We start from the raw sequence: 24,550 nt of genomic DNA on the forward strand, positions 1-24,550 counted from the left end.
TCAGTACCGGGCAAAGCAGCGCCTTGACACTTCGGGCTGCTGCTACTCTGGCCCGGTCGTCGGGGCAGCACGCAGAAGCGTCGCGTTCAAGTCACGACGCCTTGTGAGACTCCCTTGCGGGAATGGATCGTCCCTTACGAGGGACCGGCCGGAGGAGGTGGGGCTGTCATGGATCGAAGTCGACCTGGTAGTACCACTCGTTCTTCCGGCCTCTGATGCAGCTCTGTGACGTTCGGCAACCGCCGCCTCTCACGTTCGCGTCTTCGTGCGGAAGAGCACTTCGTTCGTTTTGCCTGATCACTCTGATCACTCTGATCACCAGCAGTAGCTGAGTCAGTAACGAAGTCCGCCACCGCGATGGTGCGGTGCTCCCCGCTTTGTGGACGTGCCAAACACCGACAGCAGGACGTCCTCATTCCGGGTAGTTCCACCCGTCGCCGGGGCCCTTTGTTGCCCGTCACGAAGGAGCCTGCCATGTCGATGATCCGTGACCTGCGTGCCGCCGTGCGCCCGTCGCGTCCCTCGCTGCGCAAGGACACCGGCGCGTACGACGCGACGCGCGACCCCTCCACCCCCTCCGCCGTCGTCGACTGCGCGGTCTACCGCGACGGCCGGCGTGTGGAGACCGACTGCCAGCTGAGCCCGCACGAGGCGATGCGCCAGGTGCGTCGCGACGGCGGGTTCGTGTGGATCGGCCTGCACGAGCCGAGCGAGGCCGAATTCTCCGGCATCGCCAGCGAGTTCGGGCTGCACCCGCTCGCCGTCGAGGACGCCGTCCAGGCCCACCAGCGGCCCAAGCTGGAGCGCTACGACGACTCCCTGTTCACCGTGTTCAAGACCATCCACTACGTCGAGCACGACGAACTCACCGCCAACAGCGAGATCGTCGAGACCGGCGAGGTCATGTGCTTCACCGGCCGGGACTTCTTCATCACCGTCCGGCACGGCGGCCAGGGCTCCCTCAGGGCGCTGCGCCACCGCCTCCAGGACGACCCGGAGCTGCTCGCCAAGGGCCCCTCGGCGGTGCTGCACTCCATCGCCGACCATGTCGTCGACGGCTATGTGGCGGTCGCGGACGCGGTGCAGGACGACATCGACGAGGTGGAGACCGAGGTGTTCACCCCGGGGCGCGGCGGCAAGGTCTCGCGCGGTGTCGACTCGGCGCGGATCTACCAGCTCAAGCGCGAGGTGCTGGAGTTCAAGCGGGCCGTGGCCCCGCTGCTGCGGCCGATGCAGCTGCTCAGCGAGCGGCCGATGCGGCTCGTGGACCCCGACATCCAGAAGTACTTCCGCGATGTCGCCGACCACCTCGTCCGGGTCCAGGAGCAGGTCCTCGGCTTCGACGAGCTCCTCAACTCGATCCTCCAGGCCAACCTCGCGCAGGCGTCCGTCGCCCAGAACGAGGACATGCGGAAGATCACGTCCTGGGCCGCGATCGTCGCCGTACCGACGATGGTGTGCGGGGTCTACGGCATGAACTTCGACTACATGCCGGAGACGCACTGGCGGTTCGGCTACCCCGTGATCATGGCGATCACCGGTGTCATCTGCATGGGCATCCACCGCACACTCAAGCGCAACGGCTGGCTCTAGAGTGGGCGCCATGACCAGCGAGCTGCTCGACCGCGCCCTTGTGGAAGAGGCCACCAAGAAGTCCGGCCTCGTCTGGGTCCAGGGGCCCGGCTCTCCGGCTCGCGCGCTGTGGCACGTGTGGCACGAGGGTGCCGCGTGTCTGGTCGGCGACGGGCCCGGGGAGCAGCCGCTGCCGGGGCTGACCGACGGCGGCACCGCCGAGGTGACCGTCCGCAGCAAGGACAAGGGGGGCCGGCTGGTCTCCTGGACGGCCCGGGTCGTGGAGCCGGCGCCGGGGTCCGAGGCGTGGGAGGCGGCGGTCGGCGAGCTGAAGGGCAAGCGGCTGAACGCCCCGGACGGCGAGGCGATGACGGACCGTTGGGCGCGTGAGTGCCGGGTGCTGCGGCTGGAGCCGACGGGGGCCCTGGGCGCGCTGCCCGACGGCGACCTGGCCGAACCGCCGCTGCCGACACCGGCGACCACGCGTGAACCGGTCCCGGCCGGGCTGCCCCGGCTGCTGCTGAGGCGTCGCAAACGCGGATAGCGGGGTCGGCCCGCGCGGCTAGGACGTCGGCAGCTGCTTGCCGTAGTCCACCGTCTCGTCCTTCTCCGGCTCGGTCAGGGCGAAGTTCTTGCCCCAGGCCGAGAAGGTCAATGTGCCCGCGCCGCCCGCGCGGGCCAGGCGCAGCGGGTACGGCTGCCCCTCCAGGGAGACGTCCAGCGTGCCTCCGTCGCCCTTGTCACCGGTGATCCGGATCGTGCGGGTACCCGCTTGTTCGTGATGACCGTCCGTGTCCAGGGTGCCGTGCAGGGTCAAAAGCCCGTCGAGGAGAACGTCCTTGTCCGTGAAACCGCTGAACTTCTTGTACGCCGGGTCCCCCGAGGGCACCTTGACGTACTTGCCGTCGAGCTTGTCGGCGGCCGCGTCGCTGTCGTCGCCCTTGCCGTCCTCATGGGCCCAGAAGCCCGCGTCGGCCTTCAGATACAGCTTCTCGCCGATCCGCAGCAGCTGGAAGGTGGTGCCCTCGGCGGTGACCGAGCCGGAGCCGCCGGCGGCGCTCAGGCGCATGTCGAGCCGGTACGTACGGCCGCTGGTGACCACGTTCCCGGACAGCCGCAGCGCGTCGGCGGCGCCGGCTGCCGCCCGGGTCTTCGCCTGGATCTGCGCGGCGGGCAGCTTGCCGACCCCGTTGGTGCCCGCGTCGGGGTCCTCGCTGCATCCCGTGAGCCCCGTGCCCGTGACGACCAGGGCGCACACCGCGCCCGCCAGTACGGTCCTGCGGGTTCGGTCCCGGGCGATCGCGGTCACAGGTGAGGCTGCCTCTCCGACGACGGTCCATCAGCGTGGTACGGCAGCGTACCGGGGCCCGGGTCCCCGGGCGGAGCCGGACCGTCCGGACCCCTCACCAGGGCGTATCCGATCGGTACGGGCTAGCCTTAAGCCCTCCCGAGCGGGCAATCCGGACAAGGAACGACGAACGAATCACCCTGTACGCAAAGGAAGCACAGCCATGGCAGCGGGAGCCCCCCGGATCTTCGTCTCGCACCTAGCCGGTGTCGCCGTCTTCGATCCCAACGGCGACCAGGTGGGCAGGGTGCGCGACTTGGTCGTCGTGCTGCGCGTCGGGCGCAGGCCGCCCCGGGTGCTCGGCCTGGTCGTCGAACTGTCCACGCGGCGCCGCATCTTCCTGCCCATGACCCGGGTGACGAGCATCGAGTCCGGCCAGGTCATCACCACCGGCGTGCTCAACGTCCGCCGCTTCGAGCAACGGCCCACCGAGCGCCTGGTCTTCGGCGAACTGCTGGACCGGCGGGTCACCCTGGTCGAGTCCGACGAGCAGGTCACCGTCCTCGACATCTCGGTGCAGCAGCTGCCGGCCCGCCGGGACTGGGAGATCGACCGGGTCTTCGTCCGCAAGGGCGGCAAGGGCGGAGCGTTCCGGCGCAAGGGCGAGGCGCTGACCGTCGAGTGGTCGGCGGTCACCGGCTTCACGCTGGAGGAGCAGGGACAGGGCGCGGAGAGCCTGCTGGCCACCTTCGAGCAGCTGCGCGCGGCCGACCTCGCCAACGTCCTGCACCACCTCTCCGCCAAGCGGCGCGCCGAGGTGGCGGCAGCCCTCGACGACGACCGCCTGGCCGACGTGCTGGAGGAGCTCCCCGAGGACGACCAGATCGAGATCCTCGGCAAGCTGAAGGAGGAGCGGGCCGCGGACGTCCTGGAGGCCATGGACCCGGACGACGCGGCCGACCTGCTCTCCGAGCTGCCCACGGAGGAGCAGGAGCGGCTGCTGAGCCTGATGCAGCCGGGGGACGCGGCCGACATGCGGCGCCTGATGGCCTACGAGGAGCACACGGCCGGCGGTCTGATGACGACCGAGCCGATCGTCCTACGGCCCGACGCGACCGTCGCCGACGCGCTCGCCCGCGTCCGCAACCCCGACCTCTCCCCCGCGCTCGCCGCCCAGGTCTACGTGTGCCGCCCGCCCGACGAGACCCCGACCGGCAAGTACCTCGGCACCGTCCACTTCCAGCGGCTGCTGCGCGACCCTCCGTACACCCTGGTCAGCTCGCTCGTCGACGACGACCTCCAGGCCCTGGACCCGGACGCGACGCTGCCGGTCATCGCCGGGTTCTTCGCGACGTACGACATGGTCGCGGCACCCGTGGTCGACGACTCGGGTTCGCTGCTCGGCGCGGTGACCGTGGACGACGTGCTCGACCACATGCTGCCCGAGGACTGGCGGGAGACGGAGTTCGACGCGGAGGGGGCCGAGGGGGTGGCTCACCATGACGCCTGAGCGCGAGAGCTCGAACCGCGAGCGCACGCCGTCCGGCGCCACGGCCACCACCCGCACCCGGGCCCGCCTGGACCAGCCGCGTCCGCCGCGGCGCAGGCTGCTGCCCGAATGGGACCCGGAGGCCTTCGGACGCCTGTCGGAGCGGATCGCCCGCTTCCTCGGCACCGGCCGGTTCATCGTCTGGATGACGGTCGTGATCATCGCGTGGGTGCTGTGGAACATCTTCGCGCCCGGCGACCTGCGCTTCGACAACTACCCGTTCATCTTCCTCACGCTGATGCTGTCCCTCCAGGCCTCCTACGCCGCCCCGCTGATCCTGCTCGCGCAGAACCGGCAGGACGACCGGGACCGGGTCAACCTGGAGCAGGACCGCAAGCAGAACGAGCGGTCGATCGCGGACACCGAGTACCTGACCCGGGAGATCGCCGCGCTGCGGATCGGTCTCGGGGAGGTGGCGACCCGCGACTGGATCCGCTCGGAGCTCCAGGACCTGATGAAGGAACTGGAGGCGAGGCAGCACGACGGTCATGCCATATTCCCGGCAGAACGGTCGGATCGGCCGTCGGGACGTGACGTAGACGACCGTTGATGACCGTGCAGGGGGCCCGGCACGGCGCCGTACCATCGTCTGTATGGCTAGCGAAGACGCGGTGCGCGAGGCACTGGCGACGGTGAACGACCCCGAGATCAACCGGCCCATCACGGAACTCGGGATGGTCAAGTCGGTCGAGATCGGGGCGGACGGGGCGGTCGCGGTCACCGTGTACCTGACGGTCTCCGGCTGCCCGATGCGCGAGACGATCACGCAGCGCGTGACGGATGCGGTCGCGGCGGTCGAGGGCGTCACGCGCGTCGACGTCACGCTGGACGTGATGAGCGACGAGCAGCGCAAGGAGCTGGCGACGGCCCTGCGGGGCGGCCAGACCGAGCGCGAGGTCCCGTTCGCCAAGCCCGGCTCGCTGACCCGCGTCTACGCGGTCGCCTCCGGCAAGGGCGGCGTCGGCAAGTCCTCGGTCACGGTGAACCTGGCGGCGGCGATGGCGGCCGACGGCCTCAAGGTGGGCGTGGTCGACGCCGACATCTACGGCCACTCGGTGCCGCGCATGCTCGGGGCGGACGGCAGCCCGACCCAGGTCGAGAACATGATCATGCCGCCGTCGGCGCACGGCGTGAAGGTCATCTCGATCGGCATGTTCACCCCGGGCAACGCGCCGGTGGTGTGGCGCGGCCCGATGCTGCACCGAGCTTTGCAGCAGTTCCTGGCGGACGTGTACTGGGGCGACCTGGACGTCCTGCTCCTGGACCTGCCCCCGGGCACCGGCGACATCGCGATCTCGGTGGCTCAGCTGGTCCCGAACGCGGAGATCCTGGTCGTGACGACCCCGCAGCAGGCGGCGGCCGAGGTCGCCGAGCGGGCCGGCTCCATCGCGGTCCAGACCCACCAGAAGATCGTCGGCGTGGTCGAGAACATGTCCGGCCTGCCCTGCCCGCACTGCGGCGAGATGGTGGACGTCTTCGGCACGGGCGGCGGCCAGACGGTCGCGGACGGCCTGACGCGAACCATCGGCGCCACGGTCCCGGTCCTCGGCTCCATCCCGATCGACGTCCGCCTCCGCGAGGGCGGCGACGAGGGCAAGCCGGTCGTACTGAGCGACCCGGACTCCCCGGCGGGAGCGGCACTGCGGGGGATCGCGGGGAAACTGGGGGGGCGGCAGCGGGGGCTTTCGGGGCTGTCGCTGGGGATTACGCCTCGGAACAAGTTCTGAAGCTTTTGATATTAATCGCTTCACGCTCGAACTTGAAGCGCAACACACAAGGGCCCACCTGCACCGTTGCAGGTGGGCCCTTCGCGACGTCACCGAGTGCTCGACGTCACTAAATTATTGCGAGCGACCGATCAATCCCGCTCACGGTATGCGTCGACCTGCTCAGCGATTCCTTCCAAGGCATCGGGCCCGATTACTTCTTCCAAAGAATCGCCCACAAATTCACGGGCCCGCGCCAGACGGGCGGGGAGATTGTACTCCACCACGTACTCAAGGAGAATGCGGGGATCCGCCCCGGATCCGATGCGTGACAGCACCCGGTCCATTGAGACCACGTACTCCTCCAGATCCCGAAAAAGGTCAGTGAATTTCTCCAAATCCACTGCGACGCTCTGGGGCACGCCGGGCACGCCGGGCACGCCGGTCACCTGACTACCCTAATATTCGTGACTGCGATATCACCATCTGCGACCCATTCCGTAATTCCCATGGTTGCATTATATCTTGACCGCACTCGCCCAGCCGGGACGTCGAATTCGAGAACGTGGTTTCCGCGACCGCGCCCGATTCCCAGTTTGGCCTCGGCGTCACGAGGACTCCACGGCTTCCCCTTGGCAGGAACCATGAAGACCTTGTTCTGGTCGCTTGCTCGTATGATCCCGCTCTGCTTGATTCCCGCCTTCCCTCGGGCATTGGTGTAGTGCCGCATCCGAACCATCTCTTCGGCGGCTTCGTCACCACCCGTGGGACAGTTGTGGACAAGAATGGGAGTGGCTCCGAGCACCACGTAATACGTGTGAAGCTCATTGACCGTGAGGTTGCGAACCGTAGAGTCGAGAGCCGTCCAGCGCTGAACCGAGGCGATCCGCACTTTGGTGCCCTGACTGGTACGCAACCAGTTGCCGGCCATGAGGTCCGTGGCGTTAAGCCACTCGCCGAGCTCGGGAACCCAGAACGGGTGTTTGTCGGTCGCCGTCACCGAGGCCGTCTTGTCGCCCTTGTCCCCGTCGACGTCGATCGTGACCTTGACCAGGTGCTTGAGGCCCTTGCCAGTGATCTCGGCGGTGACAGTCTCGGGCTTGGTCTCTCCAGTCTTCGGGTCCGTGGCCAGGACCTCGTCGCCGATGTCGACGTCCTCGATCTTCTTGGTCGTGCCATCGGCCATCAGGACGAGGGTGCCGGGTGTGAAGCTGTTCGGCTTCTTGACCACGCACTCCGCGGCGTCCTCGGCAGCCTTCGCTGCCTTTCTGCTCTTCCGCCAATCCTGGAAAGTGTCCAGCAGGTCCTTGCCCAGACCCCAGATCCGCTTCCCCAAGGCCGCAGCCTTGTCCCAGCGGAACAGGTACTTCTTCGCCAGCTTCGCCAGTGGCCCACCGCCCAGGAAGGACGAGACCACGTTCAGGGCCGTGTTGCCGCAGGCCGCCAGGTTTCCTGTCGTGAAGCAGTCCAGGGCGTCCGTGATGCCCAGTTCGTCGGCTGCGATCTTGCCGAGTTCCTTGGCGATCGCTATCGCCTTCTGCTTCGCGGAGTCCTCCGCGTCGCGGGCGATGTCGGCCTTGGCCTGGGCCTCCGTGTAGGTGCTGTTGCCGGCGCTCTTGTCCGCCCTGCCGTCACCGTCGCTGTCGACCGCACCCGAGTGCTTCTTCGGACCCGGACCGCACTCGTTCCAGCCGCCGACGCAGTCGGCCAGTCGCAGGCCCGACGCATCACTGTTCGAGACCGGGCTGTTGTTGGCGTAGGCGTAACCGTTGATCTGCTGGGGGTCGGTGTAGTCGATGATCGGGTCGGCGGAGATGAAACGGCCGGTGTCGGAGTCGTACTCGCGGGCACCGAGAGTCGTCAGGCCCGTGGACTTCTGGACCGTACCGCCCACGAACCCCTTGTCGTTGACCCAGCCGGACCCCGATGACGTCGACTCGTCCCGCGCGTTGCCGAACGCGTCCATGCGGCGGCGGGTCACAGAACCCGTCTTCGCGTCGACCGCCAGTTCCGCCGTGCCCTGGTGGTCCGAGGCGAGGAAGTGGACGCCGTCCGCCTCCCGCATCGCGACCGTCGTGCCGGCGAAGGTGTAGTACCGGGTCGCCGTGACCTTGGCGGTGGACTTGTCGTAGTGGAGCTCCGTGCCGGGGAGGTAGAACGTCTTCTCGGTCGGCGTGTCACGGAGGATACGGGCACCCGAGGCGTCGTACTTGTACGTCGTCACCGACGCGTCCGCGTTCGTGACCTGCGTCAGCTCACCCTGCTTGTCCCAGGTCAGCGACTGGGTGTCGCCGTCCAGGACGCGCTTGTTGGTGTTGCCCGAGGCGTCGTAGACGTAGGTGTCCCGGGACGTCACCTGCGGAGTCGTGCTCGTCGCCGCGGTCTGCTGCGTCACCGACGACACCGTGTGCGGACCGGACGCGGCACCGTTCGGGCCGGAGCCCGTCTCGCCGTACTTGTAGGTGCGGGTCGACGTCGCCGTGCCGTTCAGGCCGTGCCGGGTCTCGCCGGTGCGGTTGCCGAGGGTGTCGTAGCCGTAGTCCGTCCAGTACGGGGCCACTCCCCCGACGGTCGACGCCGAGGCACCCGACGCGCAGGAGGTGTCCGTGCCGCCCGTGCCCTTCGCGCCGTTCGACGCCACCGACGACGTCCATGCCGAGGAGACCCGGCCGAGACCGTCGTACACGAAGCACTGCACGTCACTCGTGCCGCCCGACGGCGTGTCCGCGATCGAGAGGATGTCGCCGGCGGCGTCGTAGGTGTAGTCGGCGTCGTAGGCGACGGCCGACGCGCCCTCGACGCGGACCGAGGAGTTGGTCAGGCGGTTGGTGCCTGCCTCGTAGTAGTTGTTGATCCAGGTCTTCTTCGCCGTCGACCCGCCGGTGGACAGCTCCAGGGTCTCCAGGTTCGACGTCGGGGAGTACGACGCGTCCGTGACGTAACTCAGGCCGCCGAGGGAGGTGTTGAGGCCCACGGGGCGCCGCAGGGCGTCGTAGACGTTCGCCACCGACTCACCGGAGAGGTCGGCCACCGCCGGCAGGGTCTGGTGGTTGAGCGTGCCGTCGTCGTTGTATCCGGCCCCGAACTCGTACGTCCCGCCCAGCTGCGGCTCGGCCGTCTTGGACAGGTAGTACTTGGTCGACAGGGGCAGGTAGTCGTTGTCGACGTCGAGGGTCGGATAGGTCACCGACGAGTAGACCGCGCCGTCCTTGTAGGTGTAGACGCCGTACAGCTCGCCCTTGTAGACCGTGTCGTACTTCGACACCGACAGCTTGGTGCCGGTGGTCGGCTCGCCCTGCCAGGTGGAGGCCACCCGGCCCAACTCGTCGTAGACCGTGGAGGTCTTGTCGCCGTTGACCGTGACCGACGTCTGACGGTCCAGCAGGTCCCAGGTGTACGAGGACGCGCCCGCGTCGGGGTCGGAGGCAGTCTCCTTCCGGCCCAACTGGTCATAGGTGTACTTCCAGTTGTTGCCCTTGTCGTCGGTCACGCTCGTGAGCTGACCGGCCGCGTTGTAACCGTAGGACGTGGTGACGGCCGCGCCGTCCGTCGGGTACTGGATCTGGGTCGTCGTACGGTCCCGGCCGTCCTTGACCGCCGTCGTCCTGACCCCGCCCTTGGGCGGAGTGGTCGTGACACGGTCGCCGCCGTACGTGTACGTCGTGCGGTACTTCTCCGTGCCCTGGACCTTGAAGATCGACGCCGTGGTGCGGCCCGCGCCGTCGTACGTCGTCACCGTCTGGGCGTCCAGGTCGGCGTCGACCGGATCGAACAGGGTGGAGGACGGGGCCTGGGTGGTGAAGTAGGTGTCGTTCACCTGCGTGACGCGACCCGAGCCGTCGTACAGCGTGTCGGCGACCATGCGGCCGCCCTCGCCCTCGGTCTGCTCCTGCCTGGGCCTCAACCAGCCGTCGTACAGCGACCATTCACTGCCGTACGTCGTCCCGTCGTTCTCGATCTTCTGGGTGTGGACGGCGGCCGGGCCGTCGTCGCCGCGGATCAGGTACTCGTACTTGATGGACGGGGTGAAGCTGTTCGCCTTGGGGCGGTCCGGCATCCACACCGAGACCAGACGGCCGAAACCGTCGTAGGCGAGGTCCGTGCGCAGGCCGTTCTGGTCGACCTTGGCCGTGGGCTGCCCCCAGGCCGGGGCGTATTCGGTCGAGGTCGTCCAGCCGTCGACGTTGGTGACGACGGCCTTCGTCGCCAGGCCGTAGGTGTCCGTGTACACGGTCGAGGACGTGTACAGCGTCGGCGACGACGCCGTCTCCGCGTCCTTGACCACCTTCGGGCGGCCGTAGTCGTCGTAGGAGGTCACCGCGGTCGTCTGGTACGTCGCCGTGGTGCCGTTGTGCGACTGGAGCCGCTTGGTCGTCGTCGGGTCGCCCTTGGTCGGCGCCGCGCCCAGCGTCGCCGAACCGTCGTAGTACGTCAGGTCGTCGGAGATGACGTCCCTGGCCCGGTTGGGGGTCGAGGCACAGTCGACGGCGACCTTCTCGACGCGCGAGACGAGCGAGTAGATGTGTGCGCTCGCACTGTCGGCGTACTCGGTGCGGGTGCACTGGTTGTCCGCGACACCGACCTCACCGTCGTCGTCGACCATCTTGGCGCGCCCGGTCGAACCGTCGTACGTCGTGGACGACTTGATGTGACGCCAGCCGCCCGCCGCGAGAGCCGTGTACGTGTCCACCGAACCGGTCGCGACATAGCGGGCCTGGTAGGTGGCCCAGTCCTGGACCTCGGTCGCGGTCACCGCGGTCCAGGGAACCGTCACCGACTTCTCGGTGACGACATCACCGTTGTAGGTGAGCGTCTCGAGCTCCAGTCCGGCCTTCCAGTCGGAGTCGTCGTAGGAGCCGCCGGTGGAGTCGGTGACCTTCGCGGACCGGGTGGCGCCGGCCTTGTTGACGTCACCGTCGAGACCGCGGAAGTAGACGTGCTCGGTCTTGGTGTTGGACGCGGAGTTGGTGCCGGCCGAGGTGACGACCTGGACCTTGCCGTAGCCGCGCCAGTCGCTCCAGGTGCGGTACTCGGACTTGGAGATGCCGTCGGCCGGCGTCTTGCGCCAGCCCGCGTCACCGACGTAGGTGTACGAGGTGACCTGGTCGGCGTTGTCCCCGGTCAGGTCGGTCTGGACGACCGAGCCGACGACGTACTTGTGGAACCAGTCGGTGATCGGGTCGGTGACGCCCGGCGGATTCCACTTCACCGGGAAGCAGCGCTTGACGGAGGAGTCCTCGGCCGGGACGTTGCCCGGCGTGCACTGGTTGTCGGCGTAGTTGACGCTGAGCGCGCCACCGCTCTCGTTGAGGACGCTCGACAGCCGGTACCGGTAGAAGGGAAGGAGGTTGTCGCCGGTCTCGTCGACCCGGTTGGGGAGCTTGGTGCCGTTGAGCTCCACGGAGGGAACCGAGGCGTCGGTGCCGACCTTGCCCGTGTGGTCGATCTTGTTCAGCCACAGGGACTTCGAGGCGTCACCGTTGTCGGTGAAGAGGTGGGTCAGTTTCCACTCGTCGACCGGGGTGTAGGCCGAGTCGCCGGTGCGGATCTGCGTGGTGATCTTGGTGAGCTTCTTGCGGGTCCAGAAGGTGGGCGAGTTCTGCCCGGGGCACTTGGTGTTCGCCTTGCAGTTCTGGTCCCAGGGGACGTCGGGCCAGTCGGCGGCCGTGGCGTCGGTGAGGGCACTCGCGGAGCAGTCGGTCAGGGAGCCCACGCAGCGCTCGGCCGTGGTGAAGACGACCTGTGCGGCCGGCTTGGTGGAGTACACCTGCTTGTCGCGCTGACCGTAGTCGATGCGCTTGAGGTAGCCGCCGCGGATGTACGGCTTGCCGTTCTCCGTGGTCTTCAGGCCCTGCGTGTAGTAGTTGGTCTCCGTGCCGTAGAAGTACGACAGCGCGTTCCCGTGCGGGTCCACGACGTAGTCGAGGTTCCAGCGCCAGGCCTGGGTGCAGTACGCGTTGGCGAAGGTCGCGTTGTAGCAGGGCTCGCCGCTGTCGTCACCGTAGACGGGGACGGTCCAGGTGGAGCCGGTCTCCTCGTTGCCGCTCGCGTAGCCGGTCAGCCGGTTGAGGCCGAACCAGTACTGGGTGCCGTCGGCGGTGGTGATCTTCCAGTACTCGCCGTTGTCGTCACCGTTGGTGGTGCCGGTCAGGTGCTCGACCTTGGAGTTGTCGTCGGAGCTGATCCGCCACTCGCCGCTCTTGTCCTTGACGAGCCGCCCGGAACTGCCACCGGTGAGCGAGATCGTGGCGTTGTCGAACGCCCAGCACTGGTCGCCGTTGTTGTCGGCGTGACCGTCGTCGGCGCAGGACTTGTAGCTGCGCTCGATGTAGCCGGGTTCGTAGGAGAAACCCTGGCCGATCCAGGAGCCCTGGTTGTTGGTCGTCGCCGTCTGGCCGTCGATGGACTGGGAGTTGTAGCTCAGGCCGACGGTCGGCTGGAGGCCGCCGGGGACCGGCGGGGTGGTCATCGGGTACGACCACGTGAAGGCGCCGGAGCTGGTGTCGACGCCCCACTGCGAGGACTGCGCCAGGCTGGTCGCCTTGTAGGAACCGCCGTCGCCGCTGTCGCCGGCGGTGGCCGCCACGACCGTGGCCGAGGAGGCGGCGGCGCCGGCCGTGAGGAGCTGGGTGGCGGGGCCGGAGGTGTCACGCGCCGCCTGCACGGTCGCGGTCAGCGTCTGCCCGGCCTCGTCGTTGGCCGTCTTCAGATACGTCGGGGTCGAGCAGGCCTTCTTCTCCGGCGTGGTCAGGACACAGGAGGGATAGGTGGCCAGCCGCAGCCGGGAGCCGTAGGAACCGCCGAAGGCGTCGGCGAAGTCCGAGTAGTCCAGGGCGATCCGGGCCGGTCCGGCGGTTCCGCCGCCGTCGGTGCGGGCGACGGTGAACAGCATGCCGTCCACCCCGGCCGCCTCGGTGGCCTTGCGACCGAGCACTTCCAGGCGGACGGAGTCGGCACCCTTGGTACCGCCGGCCGCCTTCGCGGTGAGGGGCAGCCCCTTGGCCTGGGCCGCCTTGCCGCTGAGCTTTACCTCAGCGCTGCCGGCTCCCGGCCAGTGCGCCTTCTGCGTCTTCCTGACCGCGGCCTTCTCGGCCTGGTCCGTCTTCTTGAACGTCTCGGGAGTGGCGTTCCTGCCGCGCACCGGGTCGTCGAGGTCGGTCTGCGACTTGGGGCGGGTCAGTCCGCTGTCCGCGGTGGCGGTGGGGGCGTACTGCGGGAGCAGCCCTATGGACAGCGCGAGGCCGAGGACCATCGCGGCCCGTCTGCGACCGCTTCGCCAGGCCGGTCGTGAGGACCGGAACCAGGGAGGCGAGGACATCAACTCTCCTAGCTTGTAGGGGGAATGGAGGGTGTGGTGCGTATGTCGGGGGGGCGGAGCGCACGTCGAGACGGGCGGGCGGCAATGAAGCCGCCCGCCCACACACGGAGTTGGTTACGCCGCGTTCTCCTCGACGCTGGAACCACCGGGCAGACCGGCCACGAGGGACACCAGTGAGGCGTCCAGCGGCCCCTGGTACATCCGCACCTCGTCCACGGCACCGGAGAAGTACTCGCCCGCCGTCTTTCCGGTCAGCGCGCGGCCGACCTGGAGGTTCGTGGTGCTGAAGTCCCAGGAGTTGTCCCAGGCGACGTCCACGGTGGCGACGCCGTTGACGTAGAGGAGCACGTCGCCGAAGACGGCGTTGTAGACCAGGGCGAGATGGTCGCCCTCGCCCGTGGCGTTCGGGGCCTTGCCCTTGTCGAGCGCGGTGGTGGTCACCGGAGCCGCCGTGTCGCCGTTGGTCACCACGAGCTGATAGCGGGTGTCGGGCACCGAGTACTTGACCTTGATGGCGGTGCCGTTGGCGCCGGACAGCGAGAGCACCGTCTGGTCCGTCGTCGGGTTCGCCGCGGCGAGCCGGGCGCGGGCGGTGAGGGTGAAGCTGTCCTGTGAGGTGAGCGGCCCTGCGGCCGCGCGGGTGGCGTATCCGGACAGACCGTCGAGAGCCAGGTGCCCGTCGCCCCGCAGCGGCTCGGCGGGCGGCTTGTCCGCACAGTCGGGATCGGCCTCGGGATCGCAGGAGTCGTCCGGGATCGTGTAGATCGAGGCACTCCCGCCGAGGGTCAGCCCGGTGCCGCCGCCGGTCTCCGGGGAGACTCCGGCGGGCGCCGAGTCCAGCTGCCAGTAGGCGAGCTGGTGCGGCTGGATGCCGCCGAGTTCCTGGCCTTCGGCGGGCGGGACCACCCGGTCGTGGAGCTTGACGTCGGCGACGCTGCCCTTGAGGGGGGCCGTGTAGCCGTCGAGATCCAGCCTGCGACCGATCTGCACGGCGCCGGAGGAGGTCCAGACGGTGTGCCGGGCCTGGACGTCGTCGGCGACGAGGACGCCGTTGACGTAGAGCATCAGCTTGCCGAGCTCGTCGTCGTAGACCCCGATGAGGTGCGTCCAGCTGCCGACGACGGCGGTGGCCCCGGACACCTTCCAGCTGCCGAGGGACTCCATGTCGCTGATCGGGATGCGGAAGGTCCAGGAGGCGCTGTCCACGTCGTAGCCGAGCTCGAAACCGGGCTTGGCGGTGCCGTCCTGGCTCACCACGGTCATGTTCTCGGTGGGGATCGCGGGCAGTTTCACCCAGGCGCTCACGGAGAAGGTGGAGCCGGTGTCGACGGCGGCCTTGCCCGCGTCGAGGTAGGCGTTGTCGCTGCCGTCGAACGTGGCCGCGGTGTCGGTGGAGCCGAGCGGGCCCGTGTTTCCGAACGTCACCCCGGAGCCGGCCGTCGCATCGGGGGTGCTGCCGCTGCCGTCCGCCTTGGTGGAGCCCTTGGCGTCACCGAGGGTCCAGGCGGCGACAGGGGCGCGCCCGTCGCTGACCTGGAAGACATGGACGGTGGGGGTCTTCTGCGCGTTGCCCGCGCCGTCCACCGAGGTCACGTGCAGGGTGTACGGCCCTTCGCTGGGCGGCATCCACCGAATGGTCGCCGGCCCGCCGGCGGAGGCGGCCGTCGCCGTCTTCTGAGCGCTGTTGGCGTTCGGACCGGTGAAGTAGTAGCGGTACTGCGTCACGTCGGGAGCCGGCGAGTCCATGGTGAAGCTGCCGTAGTCGCCGACTCCCGCATGCCAGGCGTCGTCGTCCGGGTACTCGGCCGAGGTGATCACCGCCGACCCGGGCTTGGTGGTGTCGTAAATGAACTCGCAGCGGGTCTGGTCGGCCTCTGTCGACCATGCACCGTACGACTCCTGGTCGTAACCGCGGACCGCCCAGGCGACGGTGACGTCCGGCGGAATGCTGAATCCGGCCTCGCCGTCGCCCGAGATGTCCTCCCCGATGGTGTAGAAGAAGGTCGCCACGCCGGTCTGGTCGCTCCAGCTGGAGTCCACCGTGGTCTTCTTGGCGGTCGTCGCATAGTGGGTGACCGTGGTGCTGCCGGAGGTCCACCAGACCTTGAACTGGGCTTGCAGCGTCTCGGAGTTGGCGCCGGTGTCACCGTGGTCGTAGTCCCTGATCACGGCGGAGACGCGGGGTGCCTTGGTGACGTAGTGCTCGGTCGCCTTGCCGTACTCGCAGCTGCCGCCGGGCTTCATGTTGAGGTCGGACTGGGCCGGCTCCAGCGGCGGGCGGTTGTACTTCACCGACAGGAAGGCGTTGCCGCAGAACCGCTTCCAGTACGAGGTGTCGGACTCGCTGCCCGCCTTCAGCCGGAACGTGGTGGTGTCCCAGCCCTTGTCGGCCGCGGTCTGCACGGCGCTCTTGGCGTTGAAAACGGCGTTCTGGTTGGTGGAGGTGCATGATCCGGCATTGGCCGTGGGCGACTTGGTGTCGACGGTCGCCTTGGATCCCGGCTGGTTGGCCCAGTTCGTCTTGGAGTTGATCGCGCTGGCGCCGGTGCTGTTCACCCGGGCCAGCTGCACCTCGCGGGCGGACGAGCTGTAGGTGAAGACCAGGGTGACCGCGAACTCGGCGCTGACGATGTCCTTGCCCTCGAACGACCCGGTGGGGAGAGCGAAGAACTGCCGCTTGACGTCGGTGGAACTGGCGCAGCGGACCGAGACGTCGGTGGGGCAGCGGCCCACACCCTCGTCGTCGTCGAACTTCCAGTACGAGTTCTGCGACCAGTACGAGGACACCATGGCCCAGCCGGTGCGGCTGGCGGTCTTGACCACGGGGTCGATGTAGACCGGGTAGACGGTGTCCTTGTCGGTGAGCAGCTCGCGGTCGGGCGTGAGGGTGACCGTGTCGTCCGAGACGTCGAGGCCGACGTCGGCGACCTGGGCGCCGTCGGGCGGGGTGACGGCGTCCGTGTCCGCTGCGCCGGACTCGGTGTCCGCGCCGTCCGTCGAGGCGTCGGCGTGCGCGGAGTCCCACATCAGCGGCTGCGGTGCCTCGAAGACGGCTCCGCCCGCACCGGGGTCGCCGGCGGTGAGGCCGCCGTCCGCGTCCTGGGTGAGGTTCACGGAGTCGGTGCCGACGGGGAGTTCGAGCCGGGCCAGTTCCGGGTTGGCGGCCGCCTCGGCGTCCTTGACGACCAGGATGTGCGAGAAGCCCTCCGCACTGGCGGTGACCTTGAGGTCGACGCCGTCCAGGACGTCGGCGTAGGTGGCCGTCGAGCCGTCGATCTTCGGCTTGGGGAGCTTCGTCGGCCAGTCGAGGGAGAGCCCGTGGCCGTCCTTCTCGATCTGGGCGAAGGTCGTGTCACCGCCGCCGGAGAAGGACATCGCGGTGGTCGTGGCCTTCGGCGCGAGAGTGCCGTTCTTCTGCTTGACCAGAGTTGTGTCGATGTCCGTCCACTTGCCGTCCTTGCGCGTGCGGACGGGCTGGACGTACTGCTTGGTCGTGAAGGTGCCGTCGGGGTTGGCGACGGTGGTGCTGCGTTCGTCGCGCAGCGTCTGGATCTCGACCGCCTTGCCGGACTTCCTGGCCTTGGCCTGGGCGTCGGACGGGGAGAGGGACGCCCCGCCGTCCCGCGAGGCGCTCGCCTCGGAGGGGGTCTGCTCGGCGGCGGGGGCGGGGAGGATGCCGAGGCCGGGGGTGAGGAGGGCCGCGATGGTGGCGGCGGCGATGAGGGGGCGTCTTGTGCGGGTCATCATCGTGTCGTGCTTTCTGCTTCTCGATCCGCCGTTCACCCGATCACCCCGAACACCGAGCCCGCGTCGGGCAGACCGTCGGATCCCGGCTTGTTCGTGGTGGTGCCCGTGCTGGTCGTGCCGTCGACGTCCGTCCAGGGCAGGATGTAGAGCACACCCTTGGAGGTGGCCGTCTCCTTGCTGTAGGGCACCCCCACGTAGAGATAGGAGGTTCCGGCCACTACTGCGACGCCCGTGTAGTCACGGTCCGTCGCAGTGCCGGGAAGCCCTGAGCCCCGGGTGAGGAGCTTGTCGTTCGTGGTGAGATTCGCGTCAAGCGGGCGGAAGATGTGGACGCCACCCGCGTCCTTGGCCGCTTTGTCCCTGCCGGGCTCACCGACGGCGAGGCGCACGTTGGCCGAGGCAGTCACGACACTGGAGTCGGTGTTGACGATGGCCACACGCTGTCCCATGAAATCGCCGGCCAACGCACCGCCGCCCTCCATGCCCGGGAGGCTGTTGTCGAAGGCAGCTATCTGGGTGTACGCGCCGGACGGCTGGATGCGGAGCACCAGGACGCCCCCTGCATCTTTCGTGGTGCCGATGTCCTCACCCGGGATGCCCACGGCAAGGAGCGCGTCGGAGTTGTACGTCTGATCGCTCGGCCGGTAGCCGGTCAAAGAGATCGAGGTTCCGAAGCCGTCTCCGGCCTCAGACCCCCCGCCGATCCCGGTGCTGTCCTGCCCGAGGCCCACGAGTGGCGTCGGCATGCCGCCGGAGAGGGTGTGGTTGAAGACGGCGACTCCACCGGCGAACTCGAGGTCACCGGCGCTCTCCCCCGGGGACCCGACGGCGAAGTAACGGTTGGTGCCGGAGAGCGAGTAGCCGAAGCGGTCGTTCGCCTCGGCGTCGCCCGGAACTCCGGGGGAGTTCTGGCTCAGGGAGACCTTGGTGCTCCCCTGGATGTACTCGATGCAGCCCGCGTCGGTGTAGGTGGTGCCGCCTGAGGTGACGCCCTCACCGGGTACACCGACGACCAGGTACGGCACGCTGTTCGCGGTGGTGCCCGCCTTCAGCGCATAACCGAACCAGTCGTACGCCTCGGTCGTGGTGGCGGAGTCGAGGCCGGCCTGGGTGTATCCGTCGATCGTGGAGCCGGTACCGATGCCGGTGGGTGTGCCGTGGACGACGTAGATCGCTCCGGCGTCGACGAGATTGACCCCGTCCTTCACCACGTCCTCGTACGGCGTTCCGATCACGAGGTCGCTGCATCCGTCGCCGTCGGCGTCGTAGGCAGCGTAGGAAGTACCGAAGCCGTCACCGGCCTCGGGTACGGCCGACATGCCTGCCGTGGCTTGGGATATCTCCGAGACTCCCTTGCCGCCACCGAGCACCACGCGCACGAGCCCCGCCCGCTTGGCGCCGCTCACTGTGGCCTCGGGGTCTGCGATCACTCGGTCGCCCACTCCGTCGCCGTTGAAGTCGCTCGACGTTCCCGCCGTGCACGTGGCTGCCGCCGCCTGTGGCGAGGTCAACGTCACGCCCCCCGTGACGGCCAGGAACAAGCCGACCGATACGGCCAGCCCCCCGGCCAGATGTGTACGCGTGCGCACACTCCACCCCTTGTTTCCCCTTTGGGCAGGTCACGTAAGACCACCCTATGAATGACGTAAGAGGAAACTAAATACGAGCCAGATAAAGAGCGTCAAGGCTTAACGGAAAACGAGCGCCCACAATAATCACACAGGATGTGACGATCTTTGCTTACGTGCTGCAATCGACTGGAAGCGGACGGTTGACTCAGAAGCGGAACAAAAGCCGCATCAGAGTATCTCCAGGCTCTCAATCCGGCCGTTGCTTCACTGAATCCTCACGCATAGGGCGCAGAGAGGTCGTGATATGTTCATAGCTCAAGCAAGCTGCGCGGGAGCCGATCGAGAACCGGGGGCAACGGTCAGAAATTCACTCTCACCGCTGCCGGTCATTTCACGCACCGCGTTTTTCCGAGGGTGTTGTGTAACCGCTTGTTGATCACCTCGGTGCATTTCTCGGCTTTCCGCATCCGCTCTTTCACTCGGTGAAGGACTCACCAGCGCCTGCGCGGGCAGGTAGGGTCCGTGGAATGCCGAGAGTCAAAGTCAGCGTCGTGGTCCCCGTCTACAACACCGGGAAGTACGTCGACGAGTGCGCGCCGTCGCTGCTGGGGCAGAGTCTGCCCGCCGACGAGTACGAGGTCATCTACGTCGACGACGGGTCGACGGACGACACACTGGCACGGGTGGAGAAGCTCGCGGACCGGCATCCGAACGTCCAGGTGCACACCCGGCCCAACTCCGGCTGGCCCGGAGCGCCGCGCAACCTGGGCATGCGGCACGCGAAGGGCGAGTACATCCAGTTCGTCGACCACGACGACACCCTCGGCCCGGAGGCCCTGGAGCGGCTGTACGAGCACGCGAAGCGCAATGACGCCGACGTGGTGCTCGGCAAGATGTCCAGCACGATGGTGCGGCCCAGACGTCTGTTCCGGCACACCGTGGACGCCTGCACGATCGAGAACGACGAGCTCATGCAGAGCATGACGCCGCACAAGATGTTCCGGCGGGCCTTCGTCGAGAAGCACGGGCTCCAGTTCCCCGAGGGGCCGTGGTTCTTCGAGGACATGTTCTTCGTCGGCGCCGCCTACCTGAAGGCGGAACGGATCTCCGTCCTCACCGATTACCCCTGCTACTACTGGATGAAGCGGGACGACGGCGGCAACAACACCCAGCACCGCTTCAGCCCCCGGTTCGGGTTCTGGGACAACGTCCGCACCATCGTCCGCCAGATCAAGGACGGCACCGAGGCCTCGAACGATCTCGACGCCCTCCAGAACCGCCTTCTGCACCGCAACTACCACGTCGAGATCCTCTCCCGAGCCCGCGAGCCCGAGATCCTCCGTGAAGACCCCGCCCAGCAGCGGGAGCGGTTCGACGCGGCTCGGCGGCTGGCCCTGGAGGAGTTCCCCCCGGCCGTACGCGAGGGCCTGCCCGTCGTGTCGCGGCTGCGGGCCGAGCTGCTGGAGGCCGGGGACTTCGACGGGGCCGTGGCGCTCGCCGAGCGGGTGCGTGAGGTCAAGGCCCGCAGCACCGTGGGCGAGTTGCGGTGGGCGGACGGGCGGCTAGTCGCCGACGTCACGCTGGAGCTGCTCCGCGGGGACGGTGAGCCGCTGGTGCTCGTCGAGCGGGACGGCAAGCGGTGGCTGGACCCCGAGCTGCTGGCCGGGGTGCCGGGGACCGGGGACGGCTGGGAGGTCCGCGACCCGTTCCGGCTGGCGTACGCCGAACTGGTCGTCAAGGACCGGGACCGGGAGGACTGGTGGTACCCGGAGGGAGACCTGGAGGTGCGGCTCGAGCCCGCCGGTGAGGGACGGTCGCGGCTCGTCGCCTCCGGACGGCTCGGCCTGGACCCCGAACGGCTCGCGGGCGGGCGGCCGTTGGAGCGCGGTGTGCACGACGTGTGGGCCTTCGTCCAGCTGCTGGGCATCGACCGGATGGTCCGCCTGACCGGCGACGGCACGCCGGGCGCCCCGGCCGCGGACCCGGCGCTGACCGGCGGGCGGCTCGCGCTGCCGTACTGGACCGGCAGCGGTCAGCTCGCCCTCGACGTGGACCAGCGTCAGCGCAGGCTCGGTTCCGACACGGCCGGTGCCGCCGCGGCGAACACCGCACGCGGTGAGCGGACGTTGCCGTTGCCGTACGTGGCGGCGAGCGCGGAGAGCGCTCCGGCCCGCGTCAAGGTCACCGTGGCCGCGTTGACGGTGGACGCCGAGTTGATCGCGGGGACGACGGCTGAGCTGCGGCTCCCCGGCCGCCTCAAGCTTCCGGCCGGGCGTCACCCGGTCAGGTTCCCGAAGAGCGACGCCCCGGTCGCGTACGCCGTCGTCCGGGACGGCGCCCTGCTGCGGCTGGAGGGCCCGGCGCACGAGACCGGCGCCGGCCGTCGACTGCTCGACGCGGTCGCCGACAACCGCCAGGTCCGGCGGGTACGGCGGCGACTGGGCCGTTAAGACCGACAACATCGCCGTCCAGGACGGATGTGGGGCACCGCCCGGTCGCGGTGCCCCTTCGTTTCGTCCTTCTACTCGTACGCCGAGACTTCTACTCGTACGCCGAGATGTCCTTGATCATCGCGAACCCGAGTCCGTACGCGCTCATGCCTCTCCCGTACGCCCCCACGTGCACCCCCTCCTGGGTGGAGCCCGCGAGGACCCAGCCGAACTCCGACTCCCGGTAGTGGAAGGGCGTGGGCACGCCGTCCACCGGCAGGGACAGGGTCGACCAGTCGGATCCCTCCAGGTCGTCCGCCAGGACCCAGGCCGTCTCGGTCTGCTGGTCCAGCCAGTCGTCGCGCAGGGAGTGGTCCATCTGCCCGGGCCAGGTGAAGGACAGCAGGCCCACCCCGGCCAGCCAGGCGGCGGAGGAGACCGAGGTGGCCTCCAGCAGCCCGGTGCCGTCCGCGCTCCTGCGGGACGGGTTCGCGGCGACGGTCACCACGACCGCGAACTTCTCCTTCGGCTCCCCCGTGGACCCCGCCTCGTTCTTCACGGAGGGCTCGTCACCGTGTCCGATCGAGCCGTGCTCGACGGCCCCGTCGGCCGAGGTGCCGACCTGCATCAGCCAGCGCGGCCCCGTGAAGGCCTCGTCGAGGCCGTACCAGGGGAAGGGCGCCTGAAGGTAGCCGTCGACCGTGCGCCGGGCGGAGGGGACCTGCTGTCCGCTCTCCGCGGCCGGCGCCTGCGCGACCGTCCCGCTCGTCGTCTCCATGTGCCGGACGCCTCCTACTAGCTCTCGTCGGACCGGACCGGCCCCGCCCCCCTTCGGGCGGCGTCGCTGGTTCGCGTACGGCCCGTACAACAACTCGGCAGCATATCCACACCGCTCCGAGCTGCCGGGAAACCGCCCGGCGCGCGAGGCATACGGGGGGTGGGTTCAGGCCCTCAGGGGTGCCGGCCCACTATGAAACGCGTCACGTGTCGGCCGTACGACAGCGAAAGGCGCCCGCGAGCCGAAGGGCTCGGCAGGCGCCTGCCGGTGACGGGGAGCGTACGGCTGAGATGACGTCCGCGTCCGGTGGGGCGTACGGCTCAGGTGGCGTCCGCGTCGAAGGGCGGACGGTCGTCCTTGCCGTTCTCCTCGGGCTTCTTGGACATGTCGATCCGGCCGCCGGAGGAGGACGACGAAGAGGAGGAGGACGCGGACGACGAGGTGTCGGTGCTGTGCACCGCGTCGGTGACCTCGGCCATCTCCTTCTTCAGGTCGAAGCCGTTGCGGATCTCCTTGAGCCCCAGCTCGTCGTTGTCCAGCTGCTTGCGGATGAACGTCTTGGGGTTGAGGTCCTCGAACTCGAAGTCCTTGAACTCCGGGCCCAGCTCCGAGCGGATGTCCTGCTTGGCGCTCTCCGAGAACTCGCGGATCTTGCGGATGGTCCGCATGACGTCCTGGATGACCTTCGGGAGCTTGTCCGGACCGAAGACGAGCACGGCGAGGACAACGAGCGTGATCAGCTCGAGCGGTCCTATGTCATTGAACACCTGAAGCTCCTTGGGGTCCGGGCCAGGACCACGGTACCTGCCGTTCCCGTATGACCGGTACTGTCCCGCAGGCTCCGGGCGCGGGTCAGTGAACGGTTTTCCGGGATGTTTGCCATGTGGGGTGGGATGCGCAGCGGTTCCTGTGAGGTTCGTGTCGGCCGGCGAGTGTCCGGCGCGCGTCAGCTGCCCTCCGAGGAACCAAGGGTCAGCGTGACCGTGAACTCCCTTCCGGCCCGCTCCACGGTGAGCCGGAGAAGGTCACCGGGGCGGTGGGCACGGGTCCTGACGATGAGCTCGTCACCGGAGTGGACGGGCCGGCCGTCGACCCCGGTGATCACGTCACCCGCCTTGAGCCCGGCCTTCTCACCGGGCCCGCCCTCGCTCACCGCGGGTCCGCCACCGCGTCCCCTGGTCCCCACGCGGGCGCCGTCGCCGGTGTAGCCCATGTCGAGGGTGACACCGATCACGGGGTGGGTCGCCCGACCGGTGTTGATCAGCTCTTCCGCGACCCGCTTGGCCTGGTTGACGGGGATGGCGAAGCCCAGACCTATGGAGCCGGCCTGGTCGCTCTCGGACCCGACTCCCTGACCGGCCGAACGGATCGCGGAGTTGATGCCGACGACCCTGGCCCGCGAGTCGAGCAGGGGGCCGCCGGAGTTGCCGGGGTTGATGGGCGCGTCGGTCTGGAGGGCGTCGACGTACGACACGTCGCTGCCGTCCCCGCGTTCGCCCCCGGCGGTGATGGGCCGTTCCTTCGCGCTGATGATGCCGGAGGTGACGGTGCCCTCCAGGTCGAAGGGGGCGCCGATCGCGACGACGGGGTCGCCGACCCGGACGTTGTCGGAATTGCCGAGAGGCAGCGGCCGCAGCCCCCGGACCCCGTTCACCTTGACGACGGCGAGGTCGTAGCCGCTGTCCCGCCCCACGACGGTGGCCTTGGCGGTGTCCCCGCTGGGGAAGGTCACCGATATCTCGCCGTCGGACCCGGCGGGCTCGACGACGTGGTTGTTGGTCAGGATGTGCCCGAGACCGTCCAGCACGAAGCCGGTTCCGGTGCCGGACTCCGCCGTGCCGCGCACATGCAGGGTCACGACGCTGGGCAGCGCCCGTGCGGCGATCCCGGCGACCGTCCCCGGCGGGCGCTCACCGGACTCCCGCCCGGCCTGCGGCAACTCCACGACACCGCCCTCGACCCGGTTCCGCTCCAGATACACCCCTACGGCCCCTCCGACCCCGCCGGCCACGAGCGCGAGCAGAACGGCCCCGGTCAGCAGGGCTTGCCGGGTCGGCCGACTTCCCTGGTCCTGTGCGGGGACAGCGGTACCGGTCTGCTGGAGGGGGGCGGGGTCCCAGGGGTCGTAGTTCTGCCAAGGCGGCGAGGGAGGGGGAGCCGTTTCATCCGCCGGGGCGGGCACGGTGTCCGGCGGCGGTGTCGAGGTGCCGCCCTGCGGGGATACGGTCGCCGGGTGCTGCACCGGCGGGGCGGGCGCCCAAGGGCCCGGTACGCCGTACGGCGGGGTGTCGTTGGAGCCGGAGTCGGTGTCCTGCGGCGGCTCGGGACGGTTGGCAGCGGGCTCGGGGGCAACCGCCTCCGGCGGCGCAAGCTCGAAGTCCCCGTCCGGCTCCGCCGAACCCCGCGGAGCCGCCGGCTCGAAGTCCCCGTCGGAAGGCGTCGCCGCGTCAGACCACGGCGTGTCCTGCGGGGCATCAGGCTCCCCCGGCCCGAAACCCTCCCGCCCCCGGGGTCGGCTCCACCATTTCGCCTTCGTGAGCTTGCCCTGGTCCACGTTCCCCCCACACACCCACAGCTGACCGGCCGCGTCCG

At 68.9% G+C, this 24,550-nt stretch carries 14 protein-coding genes; 6 read left to right on the forward strand and 8 right to left on the reverse strand.

The annotated features are described in order from the left end of the window. Nucleotides 1-474 precede the first annotated feature (474 nt). Both H295_RS0118145 and H295_RS0118150 read left to right on the forward strand, forming a co-directional pair. The gene (locus H295_RS0118145; RefSeq protein WP_020136753.1) at nt 475-1,593 is read left to right on the forward strand and encodes a magnesium and cobalt transport protein CorA; all 1,119 of its coding nucleotides are present in this window, start codon (nt 475-477) and stop codon (nt 1,591-1,593) included. A gap of 10 nt (nt 1,594-1,603) precedes the next feature. Beyond that, complete coding sequence (locus H295_RS0118150) at nt 1,604-2,116, forward strand: hypothetical protein (protein ID WP_020136754.1); 513 nt, start codon at nt 1,604-1,606, stop codon at nt 2,114-2,116. An 18-nt stretch (nt 2,117-2,134) separates the two neighbouring features. Here the strand turns inward: H295_RS0118150 and H295_RS0118155 are convergent, their stop codons facing one another. Beyond that, on the reverse strand, nt 2,135-2,881 hold the full coding sequence (locus H295_RS0118155; RefSeq protein WP_020136755.1) for a hypothetical protein: 747 nt from the start codon (nt 2,879-2,881) through the stop codon (nt 2,135-2,137). Nucleotides 2,882-3,083: 202 nt separating this feature from the next. Between H295_RS0118155 and H295_RS0118160 the strand changes: the two genes are divergently transcribed. From H295_RS0118160 to H295_RS0118170, 3 genes are read left to right on the forward strand one after another with little or no spacing between them, the layout of a single operon-like run. Beyond that, nucleotides 3,084-4,370, forward strand: coding sequence for a magnesium transporter MgtE N-terminal domain-containing protein (locus H295_RS0118160; RefSeq protein ID WP_020136756.1), 1,287 nt, complete (start codon nt 3,084-3,086; stop codon nt 4,368-4,370). Continuing rightward, nucleotides 4,360-4,959 carry a DUF1003 domain-containing protein gene (locus tag H295_RS0118165; RefSeq protein ID WP_020136757.1) on the forward strand — a complete coding sequence of 200 codons (600 nt, stop codon included), beginning with the start codon at nt 4,360-4,362 and terminating at the stop codon, nt 4,957-4,959. The genes H295_RS0118160 and H295_RS0118165 overlap by 11 nt, the downstream gene beginning before the upstream one ends. Before the next feature lie 43 nt (nt 4,960-5,002). Further along, nucleotides 5,003-6,136, forward strand: coding sequence for an Mrp/NBP35 family ATP-binding protein (locus H295_RS0118170; protein WP_028809480.1), 1,134 nt, complete (start codon nt 5,003-5,005; stop codon nt 6,134-6,136). 131 nt (nt 6,137-6,267) lie between these two features. Here the strand turns inward: H295_RS0118170 and H295_RS0118175 are convergent, their stop codons facing one another. From H295_RS0118175 to H295_RS0118190, 4 genes are all read right to left on the reverse strand, one after another. Next, on the reverse strand, nt 6,268-6,564 hold the full coding sequence (locus H295_RS0118175; protein ID WP_020136759.1) for a hypothetical protein: 297 nt from the start codon (nt 6,562-6,564) through the stop codon (nt 6,268-6,270). Beyond that, nucleotides 6,561-13,367: an HYD1 signature containing ADP-ribosyltransferase family protein gene (locus H295_RS0118180; RefSeq protein ID WP_020136760.1), complete on the reverse strand. Its 6,807-nt coding sequence runs from the start codon at nt 13,365-13,367 to the stop codon at nt 6,561-6,563. The genes H295_RS0118175 and H295_RS0118180 overlap by 4 nt, the downstream gene beginning before the upstream one ends. Before the next feature lie 180 nt (nt 13,368-13,547). Continuing rightward, on the reverse strand, nt 13,548-17,177 hold the full coding sequence (locus H295_RS0118185; protein WP_020136761.1) for a LamG-like jellyroll fold domain-containing protein: 3,630 nt from the start codon (nt 17,175-17,177) through the stop codon (nt 13,548-13,550). Nucleotides 17,178-17,212: 35 nt separating this feature from the next. Next, nucleotides 17,213-18,769 (reverse strand): FG-GAP repeat protein, encoded by a 1,557-nt coding sequence (locus H295_RS0118190; RefSeq protein WP_199788596.1) that lies wholly within the window; start codon nt 18,767-18,769, stop codon nt 17,213-17,215. Nucleotides 18,770-19,278: 509 nt separating this feature from the next. Between H295_RS0118190 and H295_RS0118195 the strand changes: the two genes are divergently transcribed. Continuing rightward, nucleotides 19,279-21,201 carry a glycosyltransferase family 2 protein gene (locus H295_RS0118195; RefSeq protein ID WP_028809484.1) on the forward strand — a complete coding sequence of 641 codons (1,923 nt, stop codon included), beginning with the start codon at nt 19,279-19,281 and terminating at the stop codon, nt 21,199-21,201. A gap of 91 nt (nt 21,202-21,292) precedes the next feature. Here H295_RS0118195 and H295_RS0118200 read toward each other — a convergent pair whose 3' ends face one another. From H295_RS0118200 to H295_RS0118210, 3 genes are all read right to left on the reverse strand, one after another. Beyond that, nucleotides 21,293-21,958: a hypothetical protein gene (locus H295_RS0118200; RefSeq protein ID WP_020136764.1), complete on the reverse strand. Its 666-nt coding sequence runs from the start codon at nt 21,956-21,958 to the stop codon at nt 21,293-21,295. Nucleotides 21,959-22,278: 320 nt separating this feature from the next. Continuing rightward, complete coding sequence (locus H295_RS0118205; protein ID WP_020136765.1) at nt 22,279-22,725, reverse strand: sec-independent translocase; 447 nt, start codon at nt 22,723-22,725, stop codon at nt 22,279-22,281. 179 nt (nt 22,726-22,904) lie between these two features. Then, the gene (locus H295_RS0118210; protein WP_078616679.1) at nt 22,905-24,512 is read right to left on the reverse strand and encodes a S1C family serine protease; all 1,608 of its coding nucleotides are present in this window, start codon (nt 24,510-24,512) and stop codon (nt 22,905-22,907) included. Between the last annotated feature and the right edge of the window lie 38 nt (nt 24,513-24,550).

Source organism: Streptomyces sp. 351MFTsu5.1 (genome assembly GCF_000383655.1).
Taxonomy (GTDB): domain Bacteria; phylum Actinomycetota; class Actinomycetes; order Streptomycetales; family Streptomycetaceae; genus Streptomyces; species Streptomyces griseorubiginosus.